Here is a 26,141-nt window from a genome sequence, read left to right on the forward strand (position 1 = left end):
TCTTTGCTGGCGCGGATGAGCCCTTATGTCCCAGTGCGCCTGCGGGCTTGAGGTGGCGTGACGCGCGATAGGGGCCTAGAACGACAGCATGAGCGGATCGGACGACTACGACATCATCATCGCCGGCGCAGGGCTGGTCGGGGCGACCTTTGCGCTGGCGGCGGCGCAGGGCGGCCTGCGGCCCGTCATGGTGGACCCTCAGCCCTTCGACGCCCAGCTGGCGCCGACCTTCGACGGGCGGGCGACGGCGATCTCCTACGCCAACTTCCGCATGTTGAAGGCCTTGGGGCTGGGCGAGGCGCTGGAGCCGCACGCCTGCCGCATGGACCGCATTCTGGTGACGGATGGCCGCCGTCCCGGCGCGGCCAGCCGTAAGCCCTCGGCCGCCTATATCCGCTTCGACGCGGACGAGATCGGCGACCGCAACGGCGGCGAGCCGCTGGGCTATATGGTCGAGAACCGCCGTCTGCGTTCTGCGCTGGCCGAACTGGTCGAGGCGCAAGGTCTGGAGGTCCGCGCCCCCGCCGCTGTGGCCGATGTTGCGGTCGGGCCGGGGCGGGCGACGGTGACGCTGAAGGACGGCTCCACTCTGTCCGCGCCGCTTGTGATCGGGGCCGAGGGCCACAACTCGACCGTGCGTCGCGCGGCGGGCATCGACGTCTTCGGCTGGACCTATCAGCAGAGCGGCGTGGTCTGCACCGTCCGCATGGAGAAGCCGCACGGCAACGTCGCCCATGAGTATTTCCTGCCGGACGGCCCCTTCGCCATCCTGCCGCTGACGGAGAACCGGGCCAATCTGGTCTGGACGGAAAGCACCCGCCGGGGCGAGGCGTTGCGCTCGGCCTCGGACGAGGCTTTCCACGCCCATATGACGCGGCGGTTCGGCGACTTCCTGGGAGGGCTGACGATCGAGGGGCCGCGCTTCGTCTATCCCCTGTCGCTGCAACTGGCCGAGAGGCTGACGGCGCCGCGCATGGCCATCATCGGCGACGCCGCCCACGGGGTGCACCCGGTGGCGGGGCAGGGTCTGAACATGGGCCTGAAGGACGTCGCCGCCCTGTCGGAGGTGCTGACCGAGGCCGCGCGCATCGGCGAGGACATCGGTTCGGAACTGGTGCTGGAGCGTTACGCCCGCTGGCGCCGGTTCGACAATGCGGCGCTGGCGGCGGGGTTCGACGGCTTCGTGCGCCTGTTCTCCAACGATATCGCCCCGGTGCGGCTGGCCCGCGATCTGGGCATGGCGGCGGTCAACCGCATCGCCCCCCTGCGCCGCGCCTTCATGCATGAAGCCGGCGGGGCGACGGGGGATCTGCCCCGCCTGCTGCGCGGCGAGAGCTTGTAAGAGGGCCTGCTCGGCTCAGTCGTGGGTGTGCAGCAGCACGTCGGCGTCGTCGCGGCGGTCGGCCTCTTCCACCGCGCAGCGCAGGGCCGAGGCCCGGTTCTGGAACAGGCCGAAGAAGAGCCCGTCCGAGGAGGTCAGCCGCCAGACGCGGCCCAGGCGACGAATCTCGAACAGGACGGGCCGGGCCTTGGCGCGGGCGGCGGTCATGAGCGAGGCTCGGTCTGGAGCAGGCCGTCAGCCTGACGCTGCAGCTGGCGGGCGATGCGCGCGGCGGCCTCGCGGTCCTTGAAGGGGCGGGTGGCGCAGCCGTCCAGGGTGACGCACCAGCCGCCGTCGCGGGCGACGACGCCATAGGCGCGCGGGCGGTGAGGGGCGGCGGGGCGCCCGTCGGGATAGCCGCTCATCATCGCGGGCGGCTCCCGTTGCGAGGCGTGCAGCCCAGGTAGAGGGCCAGCACGGTCTGGACCATGCGCCAGACGCTGGGTGCGGCGGGCTCGGGCGGTGCTGGGCGGCTCAGCGACTGGTTCAGCAGGGCGCGGCGGCTCATGAGGGGCTCCTTCATGAGACGAAGAAACACCCGACGGCCATAAGGGCGCGATGAGGAAAGCGGGGCGCCGCCTAAGCGCGGCGTAAGGTTCAGTCCAGCGGGCGGGCGTCTTCGGCCAGCATGATCGGCACGCCGTCGCGGATGGGGAAGGCCAGCTTGGCGCCCGCCGAAACCAGTTCGTTGCGCTCGCGGTCATAGGTCAGGCGGCCGCGCGTGACGGGGCAGACCAGCACCTCCAGCAGGCGGGGATCGACCGAGACGGGGGTGTTGAAGGCGTCGCTCATTATTTAAGTGCCCTATCGCTCGCGCCGCGGGCGCTCGCTGCTTGAGGGCGTCGGGCGCCCTGTTCTGTTGGTCGTGTGTTTATCGCGTTGGGCGCGCTCAGACTACTGCATCGCCGGACCCGGCTCGTCGTCGTCGGGGGCGACGGCTTCGATGCGCAGGAGGGCGGTCAGGGCCGCTTCGCGCTCGGTCAGGGTCAGGGCCTCCAGCAGGGCCTGTTTCTCGGGCGGATCAAACGGCAGGGCCATGGCCAGGCTGTTGACCAGGGCCTCCTGCGGCGCCGCGCGGGCGGTGTCCCAGTCGATGTCCATGCCGCGTCCCGTCAGATAGGGCGCCAGGGCCGAGAGGAAGGGCTCGCGGTTGAAATCCTCGGCCGGGTCCGGAGCGCGCAGATCCGTCTCATAGGGCAGGAAGTCGACCCGCGCCTGGCGATAGGGGGTGCGGACCTGCATCTCGGTCGCCACGGCGAAGCGGCACACCCCGGTCAGGGTGATCAGATAGCGCCCGTCCGAGGTTTCGGCGAAGCTGGTGATCCGCCCGGCGCAGCCGACGCGGGTCAGGGGCGGGCGCAGGCCCGCGGGGCCGACCGGCTGGATCAGGCCGATCATCCGGTCGCCCGCCATGGCGTCGTCCACCATGTTCAGATAGCGCGGCTCAAAGATGTTCAGCGGCAGCTGGCCCCGCGCTAGGAGGATGGAGCCCGGCAGGGGAAACACCGGGATCACCTGGGGAAGTTCGCTGGCCTTGACGTAGCCCTGAGCCATGATCGCGCCGTTAGGAGAACAGGATGGAGGACAGGCGCCGTCGTCCGTCGCGGGCGACTTCGCTGTTGGGGCCGGCGGCCTCGAACACCGTCAGCAACTGCTTGCGCGCGGCCTGGTCGTTCCACTCGCGCTCGGCCTGGACGATAGTCAGCAGGTGGTCGACCGCCCCCTTCAGATCGCCCGCCGAGGCCAGGGCCTGGGCCAGGTCGAAGCGGGCCTCGTGGTCGTTCTTGTTCGCGGCCAGCCGGGCCTCCAGCTCGGCGGTCGCGCCCGTCGGGGCGGCCGAGGCCAGCGACAGCTGGGCGCGCACGGCCTGAACCGTCGGTTCAGTGGAATCGGCGGGGGCCATGGCGATGGTCTGGGCCGCCTGTTCGGCGTCGCCCTCGGCCAGATAGACGCGGGCCATGCCGGCGATGGCCTTCTGGTTGTCCGGCTCCATCGTCAGGACGTGGGCGAAGGCCTGGGCGGCGCCGCCCAGATCGCTGAGGCCCAGCGATTCCTCGCCCAGCGACAGCAGTTGCTCGACGTCGGTGTTGACGCCTTCTCCGCCGGTCAGCTTGTCGATGAAGGCCTTGATCTGGCTGTCGGGAATGGCGCCCTGGAAGCCGTCGACCGGCTGGCCGTTGACGAAGGCGTAGACGGTCGGGATCGACTGCACCCGCAGCTGGCCCGCATAGGCCGGGTTGGCGTCGACGTCGATCTTGACCATCTTCACCGCCCCCTTGGCGGCGCGCACGGCCTTCTCCAGCGCGGGGCCGAGCGTCCGGCACGGTCCGCACCAGGTCGCCCAGAAGTCGACGATGACCGGCTGATGCTTCGAGGCCTCGATCACATCGGTCATGAAGGAGGCGTCCGTGCCGTCCTTGATCAGGTCGGGCGGGGTGGTCAGGGACGGGTCGGCGAAGGTCATGGTCGGGTCCGCATGGGGGTCGAAGGAAGGTAACGGATCAGATGGCGTCGGGATGCCTCGCCATCAAGCCGAAAGCGCGCCTTGCCGCAGGCGAAGGCGAGGAGAGCGGAAAAAACAGAGTCCAATTCGTCTGAATCGTCTGAAATCTGTCGCCGATCAGAGACGAAGCCAGCCTGTGATAGCGGGCGGGTGCGTCAGAAGCGGGTGTCCGTCAGGGCCTGGCCAGACGCGGGATGGCCCAAGCCATGAAGTCTACATCGGACTTGTAGGCGGAAGTTGTCATTTCGACGCCATCACAGGCCATGGTGACTACGGATGATGGGACATTGGCGATATCGCCGGGTTCGACGACGAGATCTTCAGAATTGACGGAGCGAAGAAACGACCCGTCTGGAGCCTTCACTTCCAAGCCAGTCAGAGAAGTACGGTTTGCTTCACAATCTATCGCCACCCTCGCCAGGGCGTAGCCGCCGAGGTGAGCCAGCGTCCCACTATTGACCGCAGCGACGGTGACGATGCGATGTTGACGCGGGCCGGTGATATCGGCTGTGTTCACCGCTAGGATTGCGTTCCCCGGATCGTCGGTGACATGCCTCCAGGCGCCGCTGGTTGGTTCGGTCGCCACCAAGATCGACATCCAGAGCCATCCCATCATGTCCGCGCGCCCCTCTTGCTGTGGAAAGAACACATAACACATAACGCAGGTTGGTGTGTGGGCTGGCTGTTTTCGACCTACGCGCGGTTGAGAACGGGAGGGCGAATAGGACGTGTCCGGCTTCGGCGGTAAGAAAGGGCGTTCTACAGCCGGTCCATCCGCAGCCAGCGGGCGTCGCCCAGCCAGGCGGTCTTGAGGGCCTGGTCGGCGGCGGCGGCTTCGGCGGCGCGGCCTTGGGCGGATTCGGCGCGGGCCAGGCCGTAGAGGGCCCAGCCGTTGTTCGCCGTCTGGGCCAGGGCCAGGCGGAAGGCGTCGGCGGCCAGGTCCGGGCGTCCGGCCTGATAGAGGGCCGCGCCCAGAGACTGATGCACCGGATAGTACCAGAAGGCGGGCTCCATATAGGGCAGGGCGGCCTCCAGATCGGCGGCGCGGCGATAATGCTCCGTCGCCTCGGCGGGGCGGCCGCGCGCCATGGCCATGCGCCCGTAGGCCACGGCCTCGGCCAGGGCCAGAAGATCGGGCGCGGGCACGCCCTGGGCGACCATGTCGGCCAGGGCGGGGGAGGCCTTCAGCGCGTTCAGCGCCGCCATTTCGCGGTCGAAGCTTCTCTGGTCGTGCAACCGGGCGTGGGCGACGGCGCGGGCGTAGTGGCGCATGGCGGCGGCGTAGGGCAGGCGGGCGTCGGGCGCGGGCGCGGCCAGAACGGCGCGAGGCTCGGCGAACTGGGCCAGGGCCTGATAGGGGGCGGCGTCGATGACTTGGACCCAGGCGATGCGGGCCGAGGTCTCGGGGTCCAGCACGGTGCGCAGACGCCGCGCTTCGCGCAGGGCCGTGTCCATGTCGCCGGCCATCTGGGCCGAGGCGACGATGAAGTGGATGTTGTGCGGATAGTAGCCGTAGCGGACCAGGCTCTCGTCGTTGGTGTCGCGGATGAAGACCTCGTCCGCGCGCGCCGCCGCGAGGTTCAGGCGCATGGCCTCGGCGTAGTGCCCGCGCCGCACGTAGATGTGGCCGGGCATATGCACCAGATGGCCGGCGCTGGCGGGGCGGGAGGCGGTCATGCGGTCGGCCGCCGCCTCGGCCCGCGCCGGATCGGCGGCCTCCATCAGGTGGATGTAGAGGTGGGCCGCCTGCGGGTGGGCGGGACTGCGGTCCAGGACCGTCTCGATCAGGCGGATCGCCTCGCCGATGCGGCCGACGGGGGTGCGCTGGTCGGCCTCCCAATAGTTCCAGGGCGTGGTGTCCATCGCCGCCTCGGCGGCCAGGACGGCGACGTCGTCATTGTCGGGAAAGCGGCGCGCGGCGACCAGCATGGCGTCGGCGTAGGCGGCGTCCAGGGCGGCGCGGTCGGCCGCCGGATCGTCGGAGTAGCGCAGGCCCAGGGCGTCGATCAGCGCCTGCTCGTGCGGCGCGGCCCCGGCGCTCAGGACCAGGGCGCGGTTCAAGGCTTTGAGCGCCGCCGCCCGGTCGCGCTCGTCCATCGGCGCGTTGATGTTGGGGCCCAGGGCCATGGCCTCGCCCCACCAGCAGGCGGCGCATGCGGGATCGCGGCTCTGCGCCTCGCGGAAGGAGCGCACCGCCCCGGCGTGGTTGAAGCCGTAGGCCAGCGTCAGCCCCTGGCTGAAATAGGCCTGGGCGCCGGCGTCGTCGGTGGTCGCCTTGAACGGCGAGGCCGTCAGGTCGGGATAGAGGGGAATGGGCTGCGCCTGACTGGCGGGCGCGGCGACGGCCGAGGCGACCAGCAGGCTGCGGGCCAGGGCGCCGCCGCCGGAACCCGGCCCGCAGACGCCGCCGAACAGGCGCTCGAGGCGCAGCGCCGTTGCGGCGTCGGACGTAGGGAGGGCGGTCATCGGCCCGGCCAGAACCAGACCCGCTCCGCCCACGGCGAAGGCTTTCCAGAACAGTCTCATGCACCGTCCCCTTTCAGGGCCTGACACGATGAACGTCCGCCGCACAGGCGCGCGTGATGAAATCGAGAACGGCGATATTACGCCTCAGCGCGCCCCTTAGACAGGGCGATTCTGGGAAACGGGACTTTCCAGTTCGTCTGCTCGCGGCGATGTCAAAAATCGAATGGCAGTACTGGCCCCACATTCATGATGGCGTGGGTCACGACCACGAGGCCGAGAGAGCCGGTTCGCAGCCAAACGCTTCCTAATGCCAAGCCGCCCAATACCTGGAGAAGCAGGTGGGGAGCGTAGGCTTGGGCGGCATGCTGCAACAAGGCCCAATCTCCAAGCGCTACGGGCTGGATCAGGGCGAGAGGCGCGTGCCCCAGTCCGAACACGACGCTCGACACGAATACGGCATGAAACCGCGACCGGGTGAGGTCCAGTAAGGCAGTAAGAAGCAAAACGCGGAAGACGACTTCCTCGGCAGCCGCGGCGACAAGCAGAACGGGGCCATGGAGGACCAGGTCGCCCACCGTTAGAATCTCGGAGTCTGGCGGGGCATTTGCGAACTTCAGGTAGCTGACGCCTATGGCGAAGCCGAGCGCGGCCACGCTCCCCAAGGACAGTCTGAGTCTGGACGCGCGTGTCAGTCGTGCGGGCCATCTGACAAGGCCGAGGGCAAGGAAGGTCGCCGGGATAAGCGTCCAGCAGAGAAGGCCGACTATGGCGCTGGTCTCATTGGCGTGGCCCAGGAGTTCCAGAAACCAACTCAAACCCAAGTGAATTGCGAGCGTCGCGCCGATCATGGCTCCGACGCGGCCGACCTGATCCGGTGGGGAGCCTGCGCTCCAGAAGGTTGTCGAGCCGGCAGTCGCGAAATGCAGGCCGATGAAAATCAAGCCAAATAGGAGAGCCACGAGCAGGGCGAAAACGCCGTAGATCGTTCCGGCGAATTCAGGCTCCACGACCCCCGGCGCCGAAACCAAAACCCAGAAGGTGAGCGCCGCCAGCGCGAGAGCGAAAAACGGCGACAGTCTGTGCGCGATCATGAGCGTGTCCGCAGGGGGAGGGGCCAAGGATATCCACGTCCTTGCTCTCAATCTTACGTAACAGAATTCTTTCTACGGACCAGAGCAACCCCTACTGACGCCTACGATCGGCCAGACCATTTGCCTTGCATCAGTCCAGGGCGTCGAAGTCCACCACGATCGGCTCGCGGTCGAGCAAGGCCAGCGCGCGGCGGAAGCTGTCCTGGCTCAGGGCGGTGGTGGCGATGTTGGCCAGGGGGTGGAAGTTGACGACAGCCGCCTCCCACAGGCGGCGGTCCAGGACGAAGGTCACGCGGCGGTCGAGGTCGTTGATCAGGCCCAGCGCCGTGACCGAGCCGGGGCGCACGCCCAGCGTCTCCCACAGCAGGGTCTCATTGCCGAAGGACAGGCGGTCCGCGCCCATGGCGCGATGGGCGCGCTTCAGGTCGATGACCGTGTCCTGGGCCGCCGAGATCAGCCACAGGCGACCCTTCTTGTCCTTGAGGAACAGGTTCTTGGTGTGCAGGCCCGGCAGGTCGGCCTTGAGGTCCAGCCCTTCCTCGACGCGGAAGACGGCCGGGTGGTCGTGGGTGGTCTGTTCGATGCGGTGCTCGGCCATCCAGGCCAGCAGGCGGGCGCGGTCATACGCGGGCTCGTGCAGGATATCGGAGGCGGGATCGGCGGCGATGGCGGTCATCTCGGTCTTGTCGGGCGGGCGGCGAGGGCGATAGGGGAGGAAGCCGACCCTCAGGGTCGCCGCCTTATTCGTCAAGCTTGGGAGCCGCGTCTTGGAACTGGAATGCTATCCGATGAATGCGCGTCCGTGCGACCTGGCGCCGGGCCGCCAGTCGCGCAACTGGATGGACGCCTTCGCCAGCCGTCACCCCTATCGCTGTCTGCCGCTGACCATGGCCAACACCACGGGGTGGGAGATCCTGTGTCCCTTCGGCTTCACGGCCGAGTGGAACGGCGGGCCGTCGCAGACCGATATCAAGATCACGCCGGACCGGCCGCAGCCCGAACTGGACCACTTCGTCACTTCGCACTTCTCGCGCGGGGTGCTGACCATGCACCCGCAGTATCTGTTCCGCACGCCGCCGGGCTGGGGGCTGATCGCGCAGGGCTCGCCCAACCACGTCAAGGACGGCATCCAGCCGCTGAGCGGCCTGATCGAGACGGACTGGCTGCCCTTCCCCTTCACCATGAACTGGATCTTCACGCGGCCGGGCCGGGTCAAGTTCGAGAAGGGCGAGCCCTTCTGCTTCATCCTGCCGGTCGAGCACCGCAAGGTGGAGCAGTTCGAGCCGGTCATCCGCTCGCTGGAGTCCAACCCCGGCATGAAGGGGCAGTTCGAGGCCTGGAACCGCTCGCGCACCGACTTCAACACCCGCCTGGCCTCGGGCGACCCCGACGCGGCCAAGGAGGCGTGGCAGCGCTTCTACTTCAAGGGCGAGGTGCCCGAGGCCCTGGGCACGGCGCCGGCGACCCATGCGAACAAGCGCCGCCTGAAGAACCCGCGCATCGGCTGAGGCCAAGCGCCTGATGCAGCAACGCCCGCCTCCGTCGGCGGAAGCGGGCGTTGTCATGTCTAGCGCCGCTCAAGTCGCGAGCGTTAGCGGCCCGCTTAAGAAGCCGGACGGGTCACGCGCGAGCCGAGGTTGTTGATGACCTCGCGGGCGTCGAAGGCGTTGGGGTCGCCGGCGGGCTTAGGCCCGCGGCCCATGACGATCTCGGCCGTGGCCTCATAGCGGTCGACCTGGCGGATATCGCGCTCCCGGCCCCAATAGGGATCCCAGGTGCTCCAGTAGCCGCGCTGGTAGAAGCGCCATGACGGACCCCAGTAGGGACCGTAGCGGTCGTAGTAAAAGGGATCCGGCGTCGTGTAGAACCGGGTATCGCGGTCGGTGGCGCGGGTGACGGTGGCGAACCAGTCGTAGCCGTTCTCGACCGTCAGTTCAGCCGAGCGCAGCAGCAGGGACATCTCGACCTGGTCGCGCGAGGTGACCGAATTGCCCGAGAAGCTGACGGCGTAGCGGTTGGACTCCAGGCGCTGCTCGGCATAGCCGCCCTGACCCTTCGAGCCGATCGGCTGGTAGGGGGTGGCCGTCGCGCAGGCGCCCAGGGCGAGCGCGCCCGCCAGGGCGATCAGCACCGGGGTTTTGCGAAGCTTCATCATGGAAAACTCTCCTTGAGCGTTCATTGAACGCCCGTCGGTCTGAACGAGGGGTGAATGGTCAAGTTCCAAACCGCTCATCCCGCACCCATCACAGACGCGAGACGATGAGAACGGCGGCGAGGAGCAGAAGACATCCGACCACAATGCCGAAACCCTTGCGGAAGCGCGGCGCGGTCATCTGTCGCGCCAGGGCGGCTCCGCCCAGGCCGTAGGCGGACATGCCCAGAAGATCGAGGCTGATCGTGCCGACGGCGAACAGGGCCAGCTGCGGCGCGACGGGGCGGCTGACATCGAGGAAAGGCGGCAGGACGGCGGTGAAGAAGAGGATGGCCTTGGGATTGGCGATCTGGACCATGAAGCCGTCGATCAGGGCGTTGCGGCCGCGCCGGACCTGGGCGTGATCGGGTTCGGCGGCGGTGTTGAAGGCCCCGTGCAGGGCCTTGATCCCCAGCCAGGCGACATAGAGGGCGCCCAGGACGGCGATGATGCGGAAGACCTGAGGAAAGGCCGCGACCAGCGCGCCCAGGCCCAGGGCGGCGGCGGCGAACCAGACCAGGGTGGCTGCGTTCATGCCCAGGACGGCGGTCAGGGCGGCGGCCTTGCCCTTCTCCATGCCCGTGGCGACGGCGAAGATGTTGGCCGGGCCCGGCGTAACGGCCATCACGGCCATGACGCCGAGAAAGGCCAGATAGAGATGCGGATCAACGGGAAGCGCGGCCATAAGGCCCTTTCGGGCCCGGCGCGTTCTGCGTCAAGCCGTCGCGGGCGCCGACGTCAGATTTCGGCCGGGATCGGCGGCGTCGGCGGAACGGTCAGGGCGGCCTCGACTTCGTCCATGGCGTCCAGGGCCTGATCCATGCCGTACTGGGCGATCAGCCCGTAGGTGATCATCTGTTCCGGGTCAGCCTGGGCCCAGGCGCCGTTGGTCGCCAGGCCTTCGATCGCAGGTTCGACGCCGGCCATGGCCTCGCGGACGATCGCCTCGACGTCGATCTCGGCCAGTGCGGCTTCGGCGATCAGGCCGGCCTGGCGGGTCGCCTCGGCGGTAAAATCGACCACGTGCGGTTGATAGTCGGACCACAGAGCCGCGACGCGCAGGCCTTTCTGGGTCTCGGTCAGGTTCTCGTCCGCCTGGATGCGTTCAGCGCGCGCGCCGAATTCCTCCATCTTCTGCTCGAAGGCGGCGGCGGCGTTTTCGAGCTGGATATCAGCGGAGGTTTTCTGTTCTTCAGCCACCGCAGCGGAAACCGGCAGCAAGGCGAGGGCGGCGGCGAGCGAGAGGGGGGCGAGCGAGAGGGCGCGGACCATGGGAAGCTCCTTCGGCGGACGCTGCAAGGTCCGCCGAAGGGCGCGAACGCTCAAGTGAAATCGCGGTAAGGCGCGAAAGACGACGCCTCAATCCGTTGGATCAGTCCGCAGCGGCGGGAGCAGGCGGAGCGGTCACGGCCTGGGCGACGGCTTGACGGATCTGGGCCGGAATGGCGCGGATCTGGGCCGGGGCGGCTTCGGCGGCGGCCAGGATTTCGGTCTTCTTCTCGGCGTTCTCTGGCTTCTCGGCGAAGGTGCGGAAGAAGGCGCCCAGGTCGTCGGCGAAGGCGTTGAAGGCGGGTTCGTAGCGGGTGATGATGGCGTCGGTACGGGTCTTCTTGGTCTCGGCGTCCAGAGCCGGATCCTCGATCACGGCGTCCAGTTCGGCCTTCATCCGCTCGGCCTCGGCGTTGAAGGCCTCGCCCCTGGCTTCAAAGGCGGCTTCTTCCGGCGAGGGGGTGCGGGCGGGCGCAGGCGCGGCGGCCGGCGGCGCTGGCGGGGCGTCCTGTGCGAAGGCGGGGGCGGCGCAAACGGTCAGGGCCGCGACAGCGGCGGCGAGAGTCAGGCGGGACATGAGGGGGGCTCCGGCAGGCGACGGGCGCGCCCGTCAGACTAAGAACTCGCCGGCCGGGAGCGACCGGAGATGGGGCGCACGGTGGGGGCGTCGCGGACGAAGCGCAAGCGTGACCTTGCATGAAAGTGCAAGAGGCCGGGCGGCGGGGCTCTTGAACCGGCGCGCGTCAGGGCGCATCTGCGGGCCATGTTCATCCAGACCGAAGCCACGCCCAATCCGAACGTCCTGAAGTTCCTGCCCGGCCGCGAGGTCGCGATGGAACAGACGCTGGAATACCGCACTATCGACGAGGCGGCGGCCTCGCCCCTGGCCGAGGCTCTGTTCGAGCTGGAAGGCGTCGAGGGCGTCTTCTTCGGCGCCGACTACGTGTCGGTCACGCGCGCGGCGGACGGCCCGGACTGGACGGCGATGAAGGCGCCGATCCTGTCGGTGGTGATGGATCATTTCGTCTCGGGCGCGCAGCTGGTGCGGGCGGGCGTGGCGGCGGTCGATGACGACGGCGCGCCGGACAGCGAGATCGTGGCCGAGATCAAGGGCCTGTTGGACAGCCGCATCCGTCCGGCCGTGGCCCAGGACGGCGGCGACATCCTGTTCGACCATTTCGACGAAGACACCGGGGTTCTGCGGCTGCGGATGCGCGGCGCCTGCGCCGGCTGTCCGTCGTCCTCGGCCACGCTGAAGGCCGGGGTGGAGCAGATGATGCGCCACTATGTTCCCGAGGTGACGAGCGTCGAACAGGTGCTCTGAGCCCTTTCAGGGTGTTTCACATGAAACGCTCGCGCCGGGCGACGGCGCGAGGCATGGTGACGGCATGCGCGCATCCGACGATCAGACCGGACATGAGGCCCGCCTTCTGGGGGAGGCCTTGGCGGCCTTGCGCCGCGAACGCGGCCTGAGCCAGGCCGAAGCCGGCCAGAAGATCGGCATGACCAGCCAGGGTTGGGGACTCTATGAAGCCGGCAAGCGTCCCGGCCTGTTCCGACCCGACGTGCAGCGACGCCTGACCGGGGCGCTGGACATGACGCCCGAGGATCTGGCGCTGGCTATGCTGGGCGCGCCGGCGACGCCGATACCGACGCGGGACGTGCGCGGCCTTGAGGCGCGGGGGAGGGCGTTCGACGGCGCGGTCGCCGACCGGCGGCGCCTCCGGCTGGAGACCGATGAACTGGCGCCCTGGGCGGCGGCGGGGACGGTGCTGGAGTACGCCCCCGGGCGCTGGCCGCGACGGGACCAGGGATGCGTGATCGAGACCGAAGACGGCCACGTGCGGGTGCGGATCTATGAGCGCGCCGACGAGGACGAGATCATCGTGCGCGGCGCGGGCGGGCTGGACGGAATCGAGCGCATGGCGCGCGCAGCCGTGCGTGCGGTGTCGGCTGTAACGGCGCGTCTTGATGAGGAATGAAACGAAATAGTTGCGTTCTGCGGTGGGTTGTGAAACGTTGTGATTGCAATCGGAGGTGTCGTCATGTCGCGCAGCGTTCAACAGATCGACCAGGCCGTCGGCTTGAGGATCGCCGCCCGACGGTCCGCCCTGGGCCTGTCGCAGTCGGCGCTGGCGCGCGAGCTGGGCGTCAGCTTCCAGCAGGTTCAGAAGTATGAGGCGGGCGCCAACCGGGTCTCGGCGTCGCGTCTGCATCAGGTGGCGACGGCCTTGGGCTGTTCGGTGGCCGACTTCTTTCCCGTCCGGCCGGATGCGGTCGAGACGGAGAATCCGGCGGCGGCCCTGCTGGGCAGCGTCGAGGGGCGGGGTCTGGCCGACGCCTTCCCCCGTATCGCCGACCCCGAGGTGCGTCGCGCCCTGACGCGGGTGGTTCAGGCTCTGGCCGAACCGGCGCCGCTGGCGGCGGCCTGAACGACGCGCTAGGGACAGGCCATGAAGGTCATGGTCATCGATACGGCGCTGGGCGCTTGCGTCGCCGGGGTGTTCGCGGACGGCGGAGTCGACGCGGGCGCGGGTTTGCACGTTCTGGGACTGCGCAGCGAACAGATGACCAAGGGCCATCAGGAGCGACTGGGCGGTCTGGCCCGCGACGCGGCGGATGAGGCGGGGGGCTTCGACGGCGTGGACCGCATCGGGGTGACGGTAGGGCCGGGGTCGTTCACGGGCCTGCGCGTGGGCCTGGCTTTCGCCCTGGGCCTGGGGGCGGCGCTGGATCGACCGGTGATCGGGGTCTCGACGCTGGACGCCCTGGCCGCCTCGGTCGAGGCCGAAGGGCTGGTCGCCGCCGTGATCGACGCCCGCCGGGGTCAGGTCTATGCGCGGCTGTTCCGCGGCGGCGCGCCGCTGGGCGAAGCCGAAGCCTGGCCTTTGGAGACGGCGCGCGACCGCATCCTGGCCGAGGCGGGGGCGGGGACGCCGGTCCTAGTCGGATCGGGAGCGGCGGTTCTGTCCGAGGCCTTCCCTGAGGATTTCACCGCCGCGCGGCTGTCGCTTCTGGCGGCGCCCGCGCCAGAGGCGCTGGCCGCCCTGACACTGGCCGCCGATCCGGCGACGTCGCCGCCTGTTCCCCTCTATCTGCGCGCGCCCGACGCTACGCCGCCCAGTCGCCTGCCGGGCCAGCCGCGTCAGCCCGCCGCGTGAGCGCGCCGCTCTTTCCGGCGGTCGATCCTACGCATCTGGCCGCGATCCACGCCGAGGCCTTTGCGGCGTCGTGGGATGAAGCGGCCCTGACCGAACTGCTGGCCGCGCCGGGCGTGTTCGCCGTGGCCGAGGAGGACGGCTTCATCCTGATCCGCGTCGTGGTCGACGAAGCCGAGATCCTGACCCTGGCGGTGCGGCCCTCGGCGCGTCGCGCGGGTCTGGGCGTTCGCCTGATCGAGGCGGCGGTGGTGCGGGCCGCCGCCCTGGGAGCCGAGCGGATGTTCCTGGAGGTGGCCGAGGGCAACGTCGCCGCCCGCGCCCTCTACGCCCGAAGCGGCTTCGTCGAGATGGGACGTCGTCGCGGCTATTATTCGCATGCGGACGGAAGCGGAGAGGATGCGTTGACGCTTGTCCTGAACTTTCCTCGATAGCTTCCATAAGGCGACGGTACAGCCTATCTTCGCCGCCATGGACCGGATCGAAAAACTCTGCGCCGAGCGCGGCATGCGCATGACTGAGCAACGTCGGGTGATCGCCCGCGTCCTGTCGAACGCCGAAGACCATCCCGATGTGGAGGAACTGTATCGCCGGGCCTCGGCGATCGATCCGCATATCTCCATCGCCACCGTCTATCGCACCGTGCGCCTGTTCGAAGAGGCGGGCGTGGTCGAGAAGCACGACTTCGGCGACGGCCGCAGCCGCTATGAAGAGGCCGGCGACGACCACCACGATCACCTGATCGACACCAAGACGGGCGAGGTCATCGAATTCTTCGACGCCGAGATCGAACGGCTGAAGACCGAGATCGCCAAGCGCCTGGGCTTCGAACTGGTCGGCCACAAGCTGGAGCTGTACGGTCACGCCATCCCCGGCGTCGAGCCGAGCGAGCGCGAAGGCCTGATCTACAAGCGTCATCGCGCCGAGGGCGAAGGCTGACTTCGGTCGCCGTTCGTCCCGGGCCGCGCCCGCGCTTGCCGTCGTCGATTTCGGCGATCATAAGCCGTGCATGACTGATACGCTCGACACTCCCGCCCTGGCGGACGCTGGCGCATCTGAGGCGAGCGCCGCGCCCAAGCGCTTGTTCATCAAGACCTATGGTTGTCAGATGAACGTCTATGACTCGGAGCGCATGGCCGATGTGCTGCGGCCGTTGGGCTATGCCTCGACCGAAACGCCGGAAGACGCCGACTTCGTCATCCTGAACACCTGCCACATTCGCGAGAAGGCGGCGGAAAAAGTCTATTCCGAGCTCGGCAAGCTGCGGGAAATGCGGGATCGTCGCGTGGCGGCGGGACAGGGCGCCATGACCATCGTCGTGGCTGGCTGCGTCGCCCAGGCCGAGGGCGAGGAGATCATGAAGCGCCAGCCGGCGGTCGATCTGGTGGTCGGGCCGCAGGCCTATCACCAGCTGCCGGAGCTGCTGACCCGCACGGCGCGGGCGCGCGGCGAGCGCATCGGCGCCGACTTCGCACCCAATGAGAAGTTCGACGCCCTGCCCGCGACGCGCGGTACGGAAGGAGTCACGGCCTTCCTGACGGTGCAGGAGGGCTGCGACAAGTTCTGCACCTTCTGCGTCGTGCCCTATACGCGCGGCGCCGAGTGGTCGCGGCCGGTCGCGGCGGTGCTGGCCGAGGCCCGGTCCCTGGCTGATCGGGGCGTGCGCGAAGTCACCCTGCTGGGCCAGAACGTCAACGCCTATGACGGCGAAGGGCCGGACGGAAAGCCGTTCACCCTGGCGAAGCTGGCCTACGCCCTGGCGGCCATCCCCGGCATCGACCGCATCCGCTATACGACCAGCCATCCGAACGACATGTCGGACGACCTGATCGCAGCGCACGGCGAACTGGACGCCCTGATGCCCTATCTGCACCTGCCGGTTCAGGCGGGTTCGGACCGCATCCTGCGCCTGATGAACCGCAAGCACGGGCGTCAGAAGTATTTCGACCTGATCGACCGCATCCGCGAGGCGCGGCCCGACATGGCGATGGCGGGCGACTTCATCGTCGGCTTCCCCGGCGAGACGGATCGCGATTTCGAGGACACGATGGATCTGGTGCGGCGGGTGAACTACGCCAGCGCCTTCTCCTTCATGTATTCGCCGCGTCCCGGCACGCCCGCCGCGACCATGGCGGCCCAGGTTCCGGACGACGTGGCCAAGGAGCGTCTGCACGCCCTGCAAGGCCTGCTGACCGAGCAACAGGTCGCCTTCAACCAGTCGCTGGCCGGGCGCGTCCTGCCGGTGCTGTTCGAGAAGAAGGGCCGCCACGGCGCCCAGGCGATCGGCCGCTCGCCCTATCTGCAATCGGTCCACGTCGACGACGCGGATCAACTGATCGGCCGGATCGTTCCGGTCGAGATCATCAGCGGTCAGCAGAACAGCCTGTCCGGCCGACTGATCCAGACGAACTGACGGGTCTCTTTCAACGCACGCGTCGCGAGCGGCCCTAGGCTATCGTTCCTCAAGCAGTCTCACGCCGTGCGTGAGGCGTTAGGAACATTCAATCATGTCCCTGTCGCCTCGCACCGCGTGCGAGGCGACAGGGACTCTTAAGGAGACCTCATGGCGCGAGAGTCCGAGTTCCTGTCCCTCAGCGATGAGGCCCTGCGCGCCGTCATCGGGCCGCAGAGCCGTCACCTGGCCCTGATCGAGGACGCCTTCAAGGTGTTGGTCGAGACGCCGGGCGGCGGGGTGTCGATCAACGGCTCGACGCGGGATCGCGCCCAGGCGCGCCGGGTGATCGAGGCTCTGTCGAACCGGGCCGAGGCGGGGGCCGAGATCACCGAGGCCGACGTGCGCACCGCCCTGGGCGCCGCCGTGACCCAGCCGCGCGCCGAGCCGGCGGGCCGCAGCGGGGGACGGAGCGTGCCGGAGGGCGCCGCCCTGCCGGTCGGCCGTCGCGGCGCCATCGCCCCCAAGACGGCGTCTCAGGCGCGCTATCTGGAGATGCTGGGCCGCTGCGAACTGACCTTCGGCGTCGGCCCGGCGGGCACGGGCAAGACCTTCCTGGCGGCGGCCTACGGCGCCTCCCTGCTGAAGCGGGGGCAGGTGGACCGGCTGGTCATCACCCGCCCGGCGGTCGAGGCGGGCGAGAAGCTGGGCTTCCTGCCGGGCGATCTGAACGAGAAGGTCGACCCCTATCTGGCGCCGATCTGGGAGTCGCTGAACGACATCCTGGGCGTGGACGACGTGCGCCGCCGCCGCGAGAAGGGCGAGATCGAGGCCGCCCCCATCGCCTTCATGCGCGGCCGCACCCTGAGCCACGCCTTCATCATCGTCGATGAGGCGCAGAACACCTCGCGGATGCAGATGAAGATGGTGCTGACCCGTCTGGGCGAGGGCGCGCGCATGGTGGTGACGGGCGATCCGTCTCAGGTCGACCTGCTGAACCCGCGCGATTCCGGCCTGGCTCACGCCCTGCGCATCCTCAAGGACGTGGAGGGCGTCGGCGTCCAGCAGTTCAAGTCCGAGGACGTGGTGCGCCACGCCATGGTCGAGCGCATCGTGCGCGCCTATGATTCCGATGCGGCGCGCAGCCGCCCCTTCCCCGACCTTGAGGACGACGCCTGATGATCGAGGTCGAGATCGACAGCGACGGCTGGACTGTGGCCCTGCCCGAGGCGGCGGCGGTCGCCGAGCGCGCCGCCGTGGCCGCCCTTGGGACCATCGAGGGCGATGTGGTGGTGCTGCTGGCCGATGACGCGGCGGTGCAGGATCTGAACAAGCGTTTCCGCGACAAGGATCGGCCGACGAACGTCCTGTCCTTCCCGGCGGCGGAAAGCGCCTTTCCGCATCTGGGCGACGTGGTGCTGGGCTACGCCTATTGCGCGGCGGAGGCGCAGGTGCAGGGCAAAACCCTGTCGGATCATCTGAGCCATCTGGTCGTCCACGGCGTGCTGCACCTGCTGGGCCGCGATCACGAGGACGACGCCGAGGCCGAGGAGATGGAGGCCGAGGAGCGCGAGATCCTGGACGAACTGGGCGTCGCCGATCCTTATGCGGCCGAGCATGAGGGCGCCGCGTGAGCGGGGCGATCGCCGCCCGGTTCGCGGGCCTTCTGAACAACCGCTGGGGCCGGATCGTTCTGGCGCTTCTGGCCGGGGCGAGCGCCGCTCTGGCCCATCCGCCGTTCGGTTTTCTGCCGGGCCTGCTGGGCTATCCGCTGTTGCTGCTGCTGGCGGATCGTTCAGGCGGCATGAAGGGCGGCTTCTGGGTCGGCTGGCTGGCGGGCTTCGCCTATTTCTTCATCGGCTGCTGGTGGGTGGCCGAGGCCTTTCTGGTCAATCCGGCCCAGGCTTGGATGGCGCCCTTCGCGGCCAGCCTGCTGCCGGCGGGCATGGGGCTGTTCTGGGGGCTGGCGACCATGGCCTATCGCCGGCTCAGTCCGGCAGGCGTGTGGCGCGTCCTGCTGTTCGCGGCCCTGTTCGCCCTGCTGGAATGGACGCGAGGCCATGTGCTGACGGGCTTTCCGTGGAACCCGGCGGGCGCGAGCTGGGCGGCCGGATCGGCCATGTCGCAGTTCGCCTCGATCGGCGGGGTCTATGGGCTGGGCCTGATCACGGTAGCGGCGGTCAGCGCCTTGGCGCCTCTGGCCGACGCCGGGCCGCGCCGACCGCGCCTGATCTCGGCGGGGCTGGGCGTGTCGACCCTGATCGGCCTGTTCGTTTTCGGCGCCGTGCGCCTGTCATCGGCGCAGCTGGTGGAGACGCCGACCCTGGTGCGCTTGGTCCAGGCCGACATCGCCCAGGACTATAAATGGAGCCCGGAGGCCTATCACGCCATCCTGGGCCGTTATCTGGAGTTGACCGCCCAGCCCGCCGCCGCCCTGCCTGACGTGGTGATCTGGCCCGAGGGCGCCCTGCCGACCACGGCCAATGACCTGTTCGCCACCAACGACGCCTATGCGGTGGCCGCTGCGCTGCAGACCGGCCAGACCCTGTTGGCGGGCTTGAGCCGGGGCGAGTCGGACCCGAGCGCCGAGACCGGCGCCCGCTATTACAACAGCCTGTTCGCCCTGCACGACGAAGGCGGCGAGGCGGGGCTGCGCATCGGCCCCATCTATGACAAGCACCGGCTGGTGCCGTTCGGCGAATACCTGCCGATGGGCGAACTGATGAGCAAGATCGGCGTGCGCAGCCTGGTTCACGTTCCCGCCGATTTCACCGCCGGACCGACGCCCGCGCCGATCAGCCTGGTCAACGCGCCGCCGGTGCAGCCGCTGATCTGCTACGAGGCCCTCTATCCGGGCTTCACGCCGGCGACGCGGGCGACGCGCCCGGCTTGGATCGTCAACGTCTCCAACGACGCCTGGTTCGGCAAGACGTCGGGCCCGCGCCAGCATCTGAACCTGGCCTCCTATCGCGCGCTGGAGACCGGCCTGCCGGTGGCGCGGGCCACGCCGACCGGCGTTTCGGCCATGATCGATCCGTGGGGCCGCATCGTCGAAGGCAAGCGGCTGGACCCCGGTCAGGCCGGGATCATCGATGTGCGTCTGCCGCAGGCGGCGGCGCCGACGCTCTACGGCCGGTGGGGCGATATGGGGTTCGCCGTCTTGCTGGTTATAATGCTGATCGCGGGGCGACGCCGCGCCGGAAATGCGCAGCTGGAGCGTTAACCCTATCGAGAGCGGCGGCGCCCCTGTGACGCGAAAACGCATGACAGAAGCCGAGAGCGGCGGCATGTCGAAAAGAAAATCAGGGAAGAGGGCAGGACATGGTCAGGGGTTCCGGGGCTGATGGTCCCCATCTGGTGGATCGGCATGTGGGGCGGCGCGTCTGCGAGAAGCGCATCGCCCTGGGCTATAATCAGACCGATCTGGGCCAGGCGCTGGGAGTCACCTTCCAGCAGGTGCAGAAATACGAAAAGGGCGCCAACCGAATCTCGGCGTCCAAGCTATGGGACATCGCCCGCTTCTTTCGCGTCGACATCGGCTACTTCTTCGATGGGCTGACCGGCGCGGCCCAGCCCGGTATGGCCGAGGGCGAGGCCGAGCCCTTCGTGCATGACTTTCCCGCCACCCGTCAGACCATCGAGATCGGCCGCCTGGCGCCGCGCCTGTCGTCGCGTCAACAGAAGCTGGTGGTCGACCTGATGCGTGAGTTGGTCGATGAAGGCGTCGACAACGACGGCTGAGGGCGTCGCGAGCCGGCGGACAAAGAAAAAGGCGCGGAGCGATCCGCGCCTTTTCCTGTTTTGGAGCCCGCTGGGGATCAGGCGGTCAGCGCCGTCTCCGAGGCGACGATGCGGCTGGCGGCGTGGACCACGGCGCCGATGCGCAGGGCGGCCTGGATCTGGACGTTCGGCACGGCGTGCTTGCGCAGTTCGCCTTCGTGGGCGTCCAGGCAGGCGCCGCAGCCGTTGATGGCCGAGACGGCGGTCGACCACAGTTCGAAGTCCAGTTTGTCGACGCCCGGATTGGCGATGATGTTCATCCGCAGCTTGGCCGGCAGCGTCGTGTACTCCTGGTTCTTCATCAGGTGCAGCGAGCGATAGTAGATGTTGTTCATGCCCATGATGGCGGCGGCGGCCTTGGCGGCGTTCATCGCCTCGGGCGACAGGACGGTCGCGGCCTGGGCCTCGATCAGCTTGACCACGGGGCCGACGCCGATGGCGTGGGCCGAGGCCAGGAAGCTGCCCCACTTCTGCTGATCGTTCAGAACGGTCTCGTTGGCGAGCGAGGACAGGTTCAGCGAGATGTCCTTGCCATAGGCCGGGATCAGGTCGCGCAGGGCGTCGATGGACATTTTCGTGTTCCTTTCGAGAAGCGGCTATCGTTCGCGACGCGGTCGCTCACGGCTTGAGCCGCACGGCTTGGATGGGCGCTCAAGCCGCGAAGCTCCGCGAGCCGAGCATAGCGCCCAAGAATAACGAAGCGGGCATGAAAAAGGCGGCGACAGTCGCCCGCCGCCGCCTCTTTCGAGGGGCGGCCCGGACCCTACTCACGCGGTCCGGGCCTGGTCGTTGCGACCCTTGGGCCAGTACTTACGCGGCCAGAGTGTCGCCGCCGACCGGGCGGTTGCAGGCGCACAGCTCGTCGGTCTGCAGAGCGTCGACGACGCGCAGGGTGTCTTCCGGCGAACGGCCGACGTTCAGGTTGGTGACGTAGACGTGCTGGATGACGTTGTGCGGGTCGACGACGAAGGTCGCGCGCAGGGCCACGCCTTCTTCTTCGTCCAGCACGCCCAGGGCGCAGGCCAGCTTGCCGCCGTTGTCGGCGAACTGCCAGATCGGCAGCTTGTTCAGGTCGGCGTGGTCGCGGCGCCAGGCCAGCTTGGTGAACTCATTGTCGGTCGAACCGCCCAGAACCACGGTGTCGCGGTCGGCGAAGTCCTTGCCCAGCTTGGCGAAGGCGGCGATTTCGGTCGGGCAGACGAAGGTGAAGTCCTTCGGGTAGAAGAAGATGACCTTCCACTTGCCCTCGAAGCTGTCCTGCGTGACAGTTTCGAACGCCGAGACGCCGTTCTCTTCGTGAGCGTTGAAGCCCGGCTTCACACCGATAATCTTGAATTCAGGCAGTTTTTTACCGACGCCGAGCATCGCGCTTCTCCATCCATGATAAAAGATTTCGGCGGCGTCGATTGGGGAGGACGCCGTCGATGGACAGGGGATCGGCTTTTCCCGGCTTGAAGTCAAATCGATGATTTGACGCATGATGATAGATTTAATCTATCAAACTGGCCGTGCTTGATAAGCGAGGCCTGCGAAGCGAATTCAGGCTTCGCTATAAGTTTCTTCTGTGATCGCGAACAAGTTAATCGATTTTCCTTTCCGCCTGAGCGGTCATAGCCTCGAGGCTTCGAACCTGAGGAGGAACGATCATGGACGGCAACACCGACGGGGCCCCCAAGGGCCGCCCGATGAAGAAAGACGCGGTGCGTTCGCTGCTGGGACGCACCAATCGCGACTGGTGGCCCAATCAGATGTCGCTCGACATCCTGCATCAGCAGGGGATCAACGGCGATCCGATGGGCGACGACTTCAACTACGCCGAGGCGTTCAAGTCGCTGGATCTGGCGGCGGTCAAGCGCGACCTGACCGCCCTGATGACCGACAGCCAGCCCTGGTGGCCGGCGGACTACGGCCATTACGGCCCCTTCTTCATCCGCATGGCCTGGCACTCGGCCGGCACCTATCGCACCGGCGACGGACGCGGCGGCGCGGGTGCCGGCCAGCAGCGGTTCGCGCCGCTGAACTCCTGGCCGGACAACGGCAACCTGGACAAGGCGCGCCGCCTGCTGTGGCCGATCAAGCAGAAGTACGGCGCCAAGCTGTCCTGGGCCGATCTGATGATCCTGGCCGGCAATGTCGCCATTGAATCGATGGGCGGGCCGGTGTTCGGCTTCGGCGGCGGGCGCGCCGACGTCTGGGAGCCCGAGAAGGACGTCTATTGGGGCACGGAAGAGCAGTGGGTCGGCGAAGAGGGCAATGAAACCCGCATCCAGCCCGACAAGGGCATGGCGCTGGAAGAACCGCTGGCCGCCATCCAGATGGGCCTCATCTACGTCAATCCGGAAGGCCCCGGCGGCGTGCCCGAAGCCCTGGCTTCGGCCCGCGACATCCGCGAGACCTTCGCCCGCATGGGCATGAACGACGAGGAGACGGCCGCCCTGACCGCCGGGGGGCACACCTTCGGCAAGGCGCACGGCGCGGGCGACGCCAGCAAGGTCGGCGCCAGTCCCGAGGGCGCGGACATCGCCCAGCAGGGCCTGGGCTGGATCTCGGGCCATGAGAGCGGCGTGGGCGACCACGCCATCACCTCGGGCATCGAGGGGGCCTGGACGCCGACGCCGACGACCTGGGACATGACCTTCTTCGACATGCTGCTGGACCACGACTATGAGCTGGTCCGCAGCCCGGCGGGCGCCAAGCAGTGGCAGCCGATCGGCAATCCGCCCGAGACCCTGGCCCCGGCCGCCCATACGCCGGGCAAGCGCGTGCCGACGATGATGACGACCGCCGACATGGCGTTCAAGATCGACCCCGAGTACCGCAAGATCATGGAGCGGTTCCGCGCCGACCCGGCCTATTTCGGCGATACGTTCGCGCGGGCCTGGTTCAAGCTGTGCCACCGCGACATGGGGCCGAAGGCCCGCTATTTGGGCCCAGACGTTCCGGCCGAAGACCTGATCTGGCAGGATCCGATTCCGGCGCAGCAGGGACCGGTGATCGACGCCGCTGACATCAAGGTGTTGAAGGCCAAGATCGCCGCCTCGGGTCTGACGGTGGCGGAGCTGGTGCAGACGGCCTGGGCTTCAGCCTCGACCCATCGCGGTTCGGACCATCGCGGCGGCGCCAACGGCGGCCGCATCCGCCTGGCTCCGCAGAAGGATTGGGACGTCAATCAGCCGGAACAACTGGCCCGCGTGCTGAAGGCCTATGAGGCGATCAAGGCCGAGTTCGACGGCCAGGCCTCGGGCGGCAAAACGGTGTCGATCGCCGATCTGATCGTCCTGGGCGGCGGCGTCGGTGTCGAGACGGCGGCCCGCGCCGGCGGTCATGCGACGGAGGTTCCCTTCGTCCCCGGCCGCACCGACGCCTCGCAGGAGGAGACCGACGTCGAAGGCTTCGCGGTGCTGGAGCCGCGCGCCGACGGCTTCCGCAACTATCTGCAGGTGCGGTTCAACGTGCCGACCGAGGAACTGATGGTCGACCGCGCCCAGCTGCTGGGCCTCAGCGCCCCGCAGATGGCGGTGCTGGTCGGCGGTTTGCGGGTCATGGGCGCCAATCACGGCGGCTCGACCCACGGCGTGCTGACCAATCGTCCGGGCGTCCTGTCCAACGACTTCTTCGTCAATCTGCTGGACATGGGCACGGCCTGGAAACAGGTGGACGACAGCGCTGACGAGGTCTTCACCGGCAATGACCGCGCCAGCGGCGAAGAGTTGTGGACGGCGACGCGCACCGACCTGGTGTTCGGCTCCAACGCCCAGCTGCGCGCCCTGTCAGAGGTCTATGCCTCGGCCGATGCGGGCGAGAAGTTCGTCCGCGACTTCGTGTCGGCCTGGGTCCAGGTGATGAACGCCGACCGCTACGACCTGGCCGCCTAAAAGGGCTGCGAGGTCGAACTCCACGCGGGCGCCGTCGATCGGCGGCGCCCGCAAGCGTTCGGAGCTGCATCATGGATTTTGCTCTCTGGGCCGCGAGCCCCTATGTCGCTCGCATGCTCCCCACCCTGCGCCAGCTTCAGTATCTCAAGCTCCTGGCCGAGCACGGCTCCTTCAGCCGCGCCGCCGAAGCCGCTCACGTCAGCCAGCCGGCCCTGTCGGCCGGCGTTCAGGAGCTGGAGAAGATACTGGGGGCGCCCGTCGTCGAGCGCACGCGCGGGGCGGTGATCCTGACCGCCGTGGGCGCCGAGGCGGTCAAGCGGGCCGAGGACGTCCTGGCCCGCACCGAGGATCTGGTCGAGGCGGCCCGCAACGCCGGCAAGCCCTTGTCGGGCCGGTTCCGCCTGGGCGTCATTCCGACGGTCGCGCCCTTCCTGCTGCCCAGGACCATGCCGGGCCTGCGCGACCGCTATCCGGGCCTGCGCCTGTTCCTGCGCGAGGATCTTACGCTGCGGCTGATCAGCGCCCTGAAGGCGGGACAGCTGGACGCCGCCGTCATCGCCTTGCCTTACGATGCGCCGGGCATCGACCACGCCCGTATCGGCGACGATGAAATCCTGGCCGCCGTGCCCGCCGGTCACGCCCTGGACGGCGCCGGACCCATCCCTGAAGGCCTGCTGAAGTCCGAGGATCTGATCCTGCTGGAGGACGGCCACTGTCTGCGCGACCAGGCGCTGGCGGCGGTGAAGATCGAAGCGCCGCGCGGCGAGGACGTCTTCGCTGCGACCACCCTGCCGACGCTGGTGCAGATGGTCTCGTCCGGCCTGGGGGTCAGCTTCCTGCCCAATATGGCGGTGAAGGCGGGCCTGGCCGATCATCCCGGCGTGGTCATGCGCCCCATCGCCGAGAACGCCCCGCACCGCGAGATCGTCGTCGCCTGGCGAGCCGGATCCAGCCGCGCCGCTGAGGCGCGCCTGCTGGCCGAGGCGCTGAAGCTGGACTGAGCCGCGTCAGCTGAACAGGCGGCTGTCCCACCAGACCGGCGTCTCCAGCCCCGGCTTGATGCGGGCGAAGTCGGGATGGGCTGTGTTGAAGACGAAGTTGCGCTCCATCCGCGCCACGACCGAGGGCGTGATCAGCAGGGCCGAGCGGCCTTCCGCATGCCAGGCGCGGCCGAAGGCGCGAGCGGCCGCCCCGCCCGGCTCGGCCCAGCCGGGGACCAGGTCCGGGTTGACCACTTCATAGGAGACGCCCGCCGGGATGTGGATACCCACATGATGCTGGCCCAACGGCAGTTCGCCGCCGAAGTGGACCAGCTTCTCCAGCATGGCGGTGGAATAGTGCTCGGCGGCGTAGATCACCCGCTGGCCCGCCTCGTGCCAGCGGCCGGAAGCCCGGCGCGAACCGCCGTCGCTCCAGATGGGATATTCGCCGCGTGGATCGCCGATGCGGAATCCCTTGAGCGCGTCGTCCAGCCGACGGTGCATGGACGGGCCTAGACCGCGAAGCCGGCGTCGGCGCGGCGCACCAGATTGATCACCGCCTCGGCCCCCGCCGAACTGGACTGGGCCATGGCCAGGGGAGTGCGGCCGTTCAGCAGCTGGTGCGGGCGGTTCAGGAAGCGGACCACGGCGGCGCTGTCGCCGCGATAGGCGCGGCCCACGGCGTCGACCACGCGGCCGACCTCGTACAGGCGCTCGCTCATCTCGCGCGACAGGGGCTTGCGGCTGGTGCGGGCGCGCCGCAGCGTCGCCTCGGGGATGATCTGGCCGACCACGCGCGGCATGCCGATCACCTGACCCAGGGCGGCGGCGGCGGCGGGCTTCAGCCCCTGCGACACCCGCTCGGCCAGGGCCACGTCGTCCATCGTCTCATTGTCGTTCAGGCCCAGCAGCTTGCCGATCCGCGCCGCGTCGCTGGCGGGCAGGGTCTCGGGCGAGGCGTAGAGGTCGAGGGCGGTCATGGCGGCGGCTTTCGTCATATGACGACAATATGGGCGTCAAGCGACGAAGGGGCAAGAGCTTCGCTTCCCCGCTCA

The 26,141-nt window shown here is 68.5% G+C and carries 33 protein-coding genes; 15 read left to right on the top strand and 18 right to left on the bottom strand.

What is annotated here, in order from left to right; all coding sequences use genetic code 11:
• The first annotated feature begins 88 nt into the window (after window positions 1-88).
• Complete coding sequence (locus AC3A3G_RS13465) at window positions 89-1,342, top strand: UbiH/UbiF/VisC/COQ6 family ubiquinone biosynthesis hydroxylase (protein ID WP_487488418.1); 1,254 nt, start codon at window positions 89-91, stop codon at window positions 1,340-1,342.
• Window positions 1,343-1,357: 15 nt separating this feature from the next.
• On the opposite strand, the gene AC3A3G_RS13470 is transcribed toward AC3A3G_RS13465, so the two are convergent.
• The 10 genes from AC3A3G_RS13470 to AC3A3G_RS13515 form a co-directional block, all read right to left on the bottom strand.
• The gene (locus tag AC3A3G_RS13470) at window positions 1,358-1,549 is read right to left on the bottom strand and encodes an MGR2/ROMO1 family protein (protein WP_200167253.1); all 192 of its coding nucleotides are present in this window, start codon (window positions 1,547-1,549) and stop codon (window positions 1,358-1,360) included.
• Entirely contained in the window at window positions 1,546-1,749 is a 204-nt protein-coding gene (locus AC3A3G_RS13475) for a hypothetical protein (RefSeq protein WP_003166573.1), read from the bottom strand. The genes AC3A3G_RS13470 and AC3A3G_RS13475 overlap by 4 nt, the downstream gene beginning before the upstream one ends.
• The gene (locus AC3A3G_RS13480) at window positions 1,746-1,889 is read right to left on the bottom strand and encodes a hypothetical protein (RefSeq protein ID WP_200167255.1); all 144 of its coding nucleotides are present in this window, start codon (window positions 1,887-1,889) and stop codon (window positions 1,746-1,748) included. The genes AC3A3G_RS13475 and AC3A3G_RS13480 overlap by 4 nt, the downstream gene beginning before the upstream one ends.
• Before the next feature lie 89 nt (window positions 1,890-1,978).
• Window positions 1,979-2,173, bottom strand: coding sequence for a Trm112 family protein (locus AC3A3G_RS13485; RefSeq protein ID WP_003166576.1), 195 nt, complete (start codon window positions 2,171-2,173; stop codon window positions 1,979-1,981).
• Between the two features lie 102 nt (window positions 2,174-2,275).
• Complete coding sequence (locus AC3A3G_RS13490) at window positions 2,276-2,935, bottom strand: LON peptidase substrate-binding domain-containing protein (protein ID WP_200167257.1); 660 nt, start codon at window positions 2,933-2,935, stop codon at window positions 2,276-2,278.
• 10 nt (window positions 2,936-2,945) lie between these two features.
• Window positions 2,946-3,845 carry a thioredoxin gene (gene trxA, locus AC3A3G_RS13495; protein WP_200167259.1) on the bottom strand — a complete coding sequence of 300 codons (900 nt, stop codon included), beginning with the start codon at window positions 3,843-3,845 and terminating at the stop codon, window positions 2,946-2,948.
• A gap of 211 nt (window positions 3,846-4,056) precedes the next feature.
• Window positions 4,057-4,500: a hypothetical protein gene (locus AC3A3G_RS13500; protein WP_487488419.1), complete on the bottom strand. Its 444-nt coding sequence runs from the start codon at window positions 4,498-4,500 to the stop codon at window positions 4,057-4,059.
• Between the two features lie 143 nt (window positions 4,501-4,643).
• Complete coding sequence (locus tag AC3A3G_RS13505) at window positions 4,644-6,410, bottom strand: hypothetical protein (RefSeq protein WP_487488420.1); 1,767 nt, start codon at window positions 6,408-6,410, stop codon at window positions 4,644-4,646.
• Between the two features lie 152 nt (window positions 6,411-6,562).
• Window positions 6,563-7,441, bottom strand: coding sequence for a CPBP family glutamic-type intramembrane protease (locus AC3A3G_RS13510; protein ID WP_368923105.1), 879 nt, complete (start codon window positions 7,439-7,441; stop codon window positions 6,563-6,565).
• A gap of 130 nt (window positions 7,442-7,571) precedes the next feature.
• Window positions 7,572-8,117 (bottom strand): prolyl-tRNA synthetase associated domain-containing protein, encoded by a 546-nt coding sequence (locus tag AC3A3G_RS13515; protein ID WP_487488421.1) that lies wholly within the window; start codon window positions 8,115-8,117, stop codon window positions 7,572-7,574.
• A gap of 91 nt (window positions 8,118-8,208) precedes the next feature.
• On the opposite strand from AC3A3G_RS13515, the gene AC3A3G_RS13520 reads away from it, so the two are divergent.
• Window positions 8,209-8,949: a DUF6065 family protein gene (locus tag AC3A3G_RS13520; protein WP_368923109.1), complete on the top strand. Its 741-nt coding sequence runs from the start codon at window positions 8,209-8,211 to the stop codon at window positions 8,947-8,949.
• 95 nt (window positions 8,950-9,044) lie between these two features.
• Here the strand turns inward: AC3A3G_RS13520 and AC3A3G_RS13525 are convergent, their stop codons facing one another.
• The 4 genes from AC3A3G_RS13525 to AC3A3G_RS13540 all read right to left on the bottom strand — a co-directional run bounded on the left by AC3A3G_RS13525 (window position 9,045) and on the right by AC3A3G_RS13540 (window position 11,478).
• Window positions 9,045-9,596: a CC0125/CC1285 family lipoprotein gene (locus AC3A3G_RS13525; protein ID WP_371412940.1), complete on the bottom strand. Its 552-nt coding sequence runs from the start codon at window positions 9,594-9,596 to the stop codon at window positions 9,045-9,047.
• An 88-nt stretch (window positions 9,597-9,684) separates the two neighbouring features.
• Window positions 9,685-10,317, bottom strand: coding sequence for a LysE family translocator (locus AC3A3G_RS13530; protein WP_368923111.1), 633 nt, complete (start codon window positions 10,315-10,317; stop codon window positions 9,685-9,687).
• A 53-nt stretch (window positions 10,318-10,370) separates the two neighbouring features.
• Window positions 10,371-10,904 carry a hypothetical protein gene (locus tag AC3A3G_RS13535; RefSeq protein ID WP_200167265.1) on the bottom strand — a complete coding sequence of 178 codons (534 nt, stop codon included), beginning with the start codon at window positions 10,902-10,904 and terminating at the stop codon, window positions 10,371-10,373.
• Between the two features lie 100 nt (window positions 10,905-11,004).
• Window positions 11,005-11,478 carry a translation initiation factor IF-2 gene (locus AC3A3G_RS13540; protein ID WP_125900755.1) on the bottom strand — a complete coding sequence of 158 codons (474 nt, stop codon included), beginning with the start codon at window positions 11,476-11,478 and terminating at the stop codon, window positions 11,005-11,007.
• Between the two features lie 186 nt (window positions 11,479-11,664).
• Here AC3A3G_RS13540 and AC3A3G_RS13545 point away from each other — a divergent pair, with 186 nt between their 5' ends.
• From AC3A3G_RS13545 to AC3A3G_RS13595, 11 genes are all read left to right on the top strand, one after another.
• Window positions 11,665-12,225 carry a NifU family protein gene (locus AC3A3G_RS13545; protein ID WP_487488422.1) on the top strand — a complete coding sequence of 187 codons (561 nt, stop codon included), beginning with the start codon at window positions 11,665-11,667 and terminating at the stop codon, window positions 12,223-12,225.
• Window positions 12,226-12,289: 64 nt separating this feature from the next.
• Complete coding sequence (locus tag AC3A3G_RS13550) at window positions 12,290-12,883, top strand: helix-turn-helix transcriptional regulator (protein ID WP_487488423.1); 594 nt, start codon at window positions 12,290-12,292, stop codon at window positions 12,881-12,883.
• 63 nt (window positions 12,884-12,946) lie between these two features.
• Window positions 12,947-13,333, top strand: a complete 387-nt coding sequence (locus AC3A3G_RS13555) for a helix-turn-helix domain-containing protein (RefSeq protein ID WP_125900753.1) — start codon at window positions 12,947-12,949, stop codon at window positions 13,331-13,333.
• Between the two features lie 21 nt (window positions 13,334-13,354).
• Window positions 13,355-14,062, top strand: coding sequence for a tRNA (adenosine(37)-N6)-threonylcarbamoyltransferase complex dimerization subunit type 1 TsaB (gene tsaB, locus AC3A3G_RS13560; protein ID WP_200167269.1), 708 nt, complete (start codon window positions 13,355-13,357; stop codon window positions 14,060-14,062).
• Entirely contained in the window at window positions 14,059-14,493 is a 435-nt protein-coding gene (rimI, locus tag AC3A3G_RS13565; RefSeq protein WP_368923116.1) for a ribosomal protein S18-alanine N-acetyltransferase, read from the top strand. Before tsaB ends, rimI begins: the two co-directional genes overlap by 4 nt.
• 37 nt (window positions 14,494-14,530) lie before the next feature.
• Window positions 14,531-14,998 carry a Fur family transcriptional regulator gene (locus AC3A3G_RS13570; RefSeq protein ID WP_487488424.1) on the top strand — a complete coding sequence of 156 codons (468 nt, stop codon included), beginning with the start codon at window positions 14,531-14,533 and terminating at the stop codon, window positions 14,996-14,998.
• A gap of 70 nt (window positions 14,999-15,068) precedes the next feature.
• Window positions 15,069-16,472 carry a tRNA (N6-isopentenyl adenosine(37)-C2)-methylthiotransferase MiaB gene (miaB, locus tag AC3A3G_RS13575; protein WP_487488425.1) on the top strand — a complete coding sequence of 468 codons (1,404 nt, stop codon included), beginning with the start codon at window positions 15,069-15,071 and terminating at the stop codon, window positions 16,470-16,472.
• Window positions 16,473-16,622: 150 nt separating this feature from the next.
• Window positions 16,623-17,630, top strand: coding sequence for a PhoH family protein (locus AC3A3G_RS13580; protein WP_088491473.1), 1,008 nt, complete (start codon window positions 16,623-16,625; stop codon window positions 17,628-17,630).
• Window positions 17,630-18,085 (top strand): rRNA maturation RNase YbeY, encoded by a 456-nt coding sequence (gene ybeY, locus AC3A3G_RS13585; RefSeq protein WP_487488426.1) that lies wholly within the window; start codon window positions 17,630-17,632, stop codon window positions 18,083-18,085. Before AC3A3G_RS13580 ends, ybeY begins: the two co-directional genes overlap by 1 nt.
• Window positions 18,082-19,674 carry an apolipoprotein N-acyltransferase gene (gene lnt / locus AC3A3G_RS13590; protein ID WP_487488427.1) on the top strand — a complete coding sequence of 531 codons (1,593 nt, stop codon included), beginning with the start codon at window positions 18,082-18,084 and terminating at the stop codon, window positions 19,672-19,674. The genes ybeY and lnt overlap by 4 nt, the downstream gene beginning before the upstream one ends.
• A 98-nt stretch (window positions 19,675-19,772) precedes the next feature.
• Window positions 19,773-20,192, top strand: a complete 420-nt coding sequence (locus AC3A3G_RS13595; protein WP_200167275.1) for a helix-turn-helix domain-containing protein — start codon at window positions 19,773-19,775, stop codon at window positions 20,190-20,192.
• Between the two features lie 77 nt (window positions 20,193-20,269).
• On the opposite strand, the gene ahpD is transcribed toward AC3A3G_RS13595, so the two are convergent.
• Entirely contained in the window at window positions 20,270-20,803 is a 534-nt protein-coding gene (gene ahpD, locus AC3A3G_RS13600; RefSeq protein WP_200167276.1) for an alkylhydroperoxidase, AhpD family, read from the bottom strand.
• 238 nt (window positions 20,804-21,041) lie between these two features.
• Window positions 21,042-21,596 (bottom strand): peroxiredoxin, encoded by a 555-nt coding sequence (locus tag AC3A3G_RS13605; RefSeq protein WP_487488428.1) that lies wholly within the window; start codon window positions 21,594-21,596, stop codon window positions 21,042-21,044.
• Between the two features lie 281 nt (window positions 21,597-21,877).
• On the opposite strand from AC3A3G_RS13605, the gene katG reads away from it, so the two are divergent.
• Both katG and AC3A3G_RS13615 read left to right on the top strand, forming a co-directional pair.
• Window positions 21,878-24,106 (top strand): catalase/peroxidase HPI, encoded by a 2,229-nt coding sequence (katG, locus tag AC3A3G_RS13610; protein ID WP_487488429.1) that lies wholly within the window; start codon window positions 21,878-21,880, stop codon window positions 24,104-24,106.
• 113 nt (window positions 24,107-24,219) lie between these two features.
• The gene (locus AC3A3G_RS13615) at window positions 24,220-25,107 is read left to right on the top strand and encodes a hydrogen peroxide-inducible genes activator (protein WP_487488483.1); all 888 of its coding nucleotides are present in this window, start codon (window positions 24,220-24,222) and stop codon (window positions 25,105-25,107) included.
• Window positions 25,108-25,113: 6 nt separating this feature from the next.
• Here the strand turns inward: AC3A3G_RS13615 and AC3A3G_RS13620 are convergent, their stop codons facing one another.
• Entirely contained in the window at window positions 25,114-25,590 is a 477-nt protein-coding gene (locus AC3A3G_RS13620; RefSeq protein ID WP_200167282.1) for an RES family NAD+ phosphorylase, read from the bottom strand.
• An 8-nt stretch (window positions 25,591-25,598) separates the two neighbouring features.
• Window positions 25,599-26,066 carry an antitoxin Xre/MbcA/ParS toxin-binding domain-containing protein gene (locus AC3A3G_RS13625; RefSeq protein WP_165906558.1) on the bottom strand — a complete coding sequence of 156 codons (468 nt, stop codon included), beginning with the start codon at window positions 26,064-26,066 and terminating at the stop codon, window positions 25,599-25,601.
• Window positions 26,067-26,141 lie beyond the last annotated feature (75 nt).

This window comes from Brevundimonas sp. Soil_N_31, assembly GCF_057655995.1.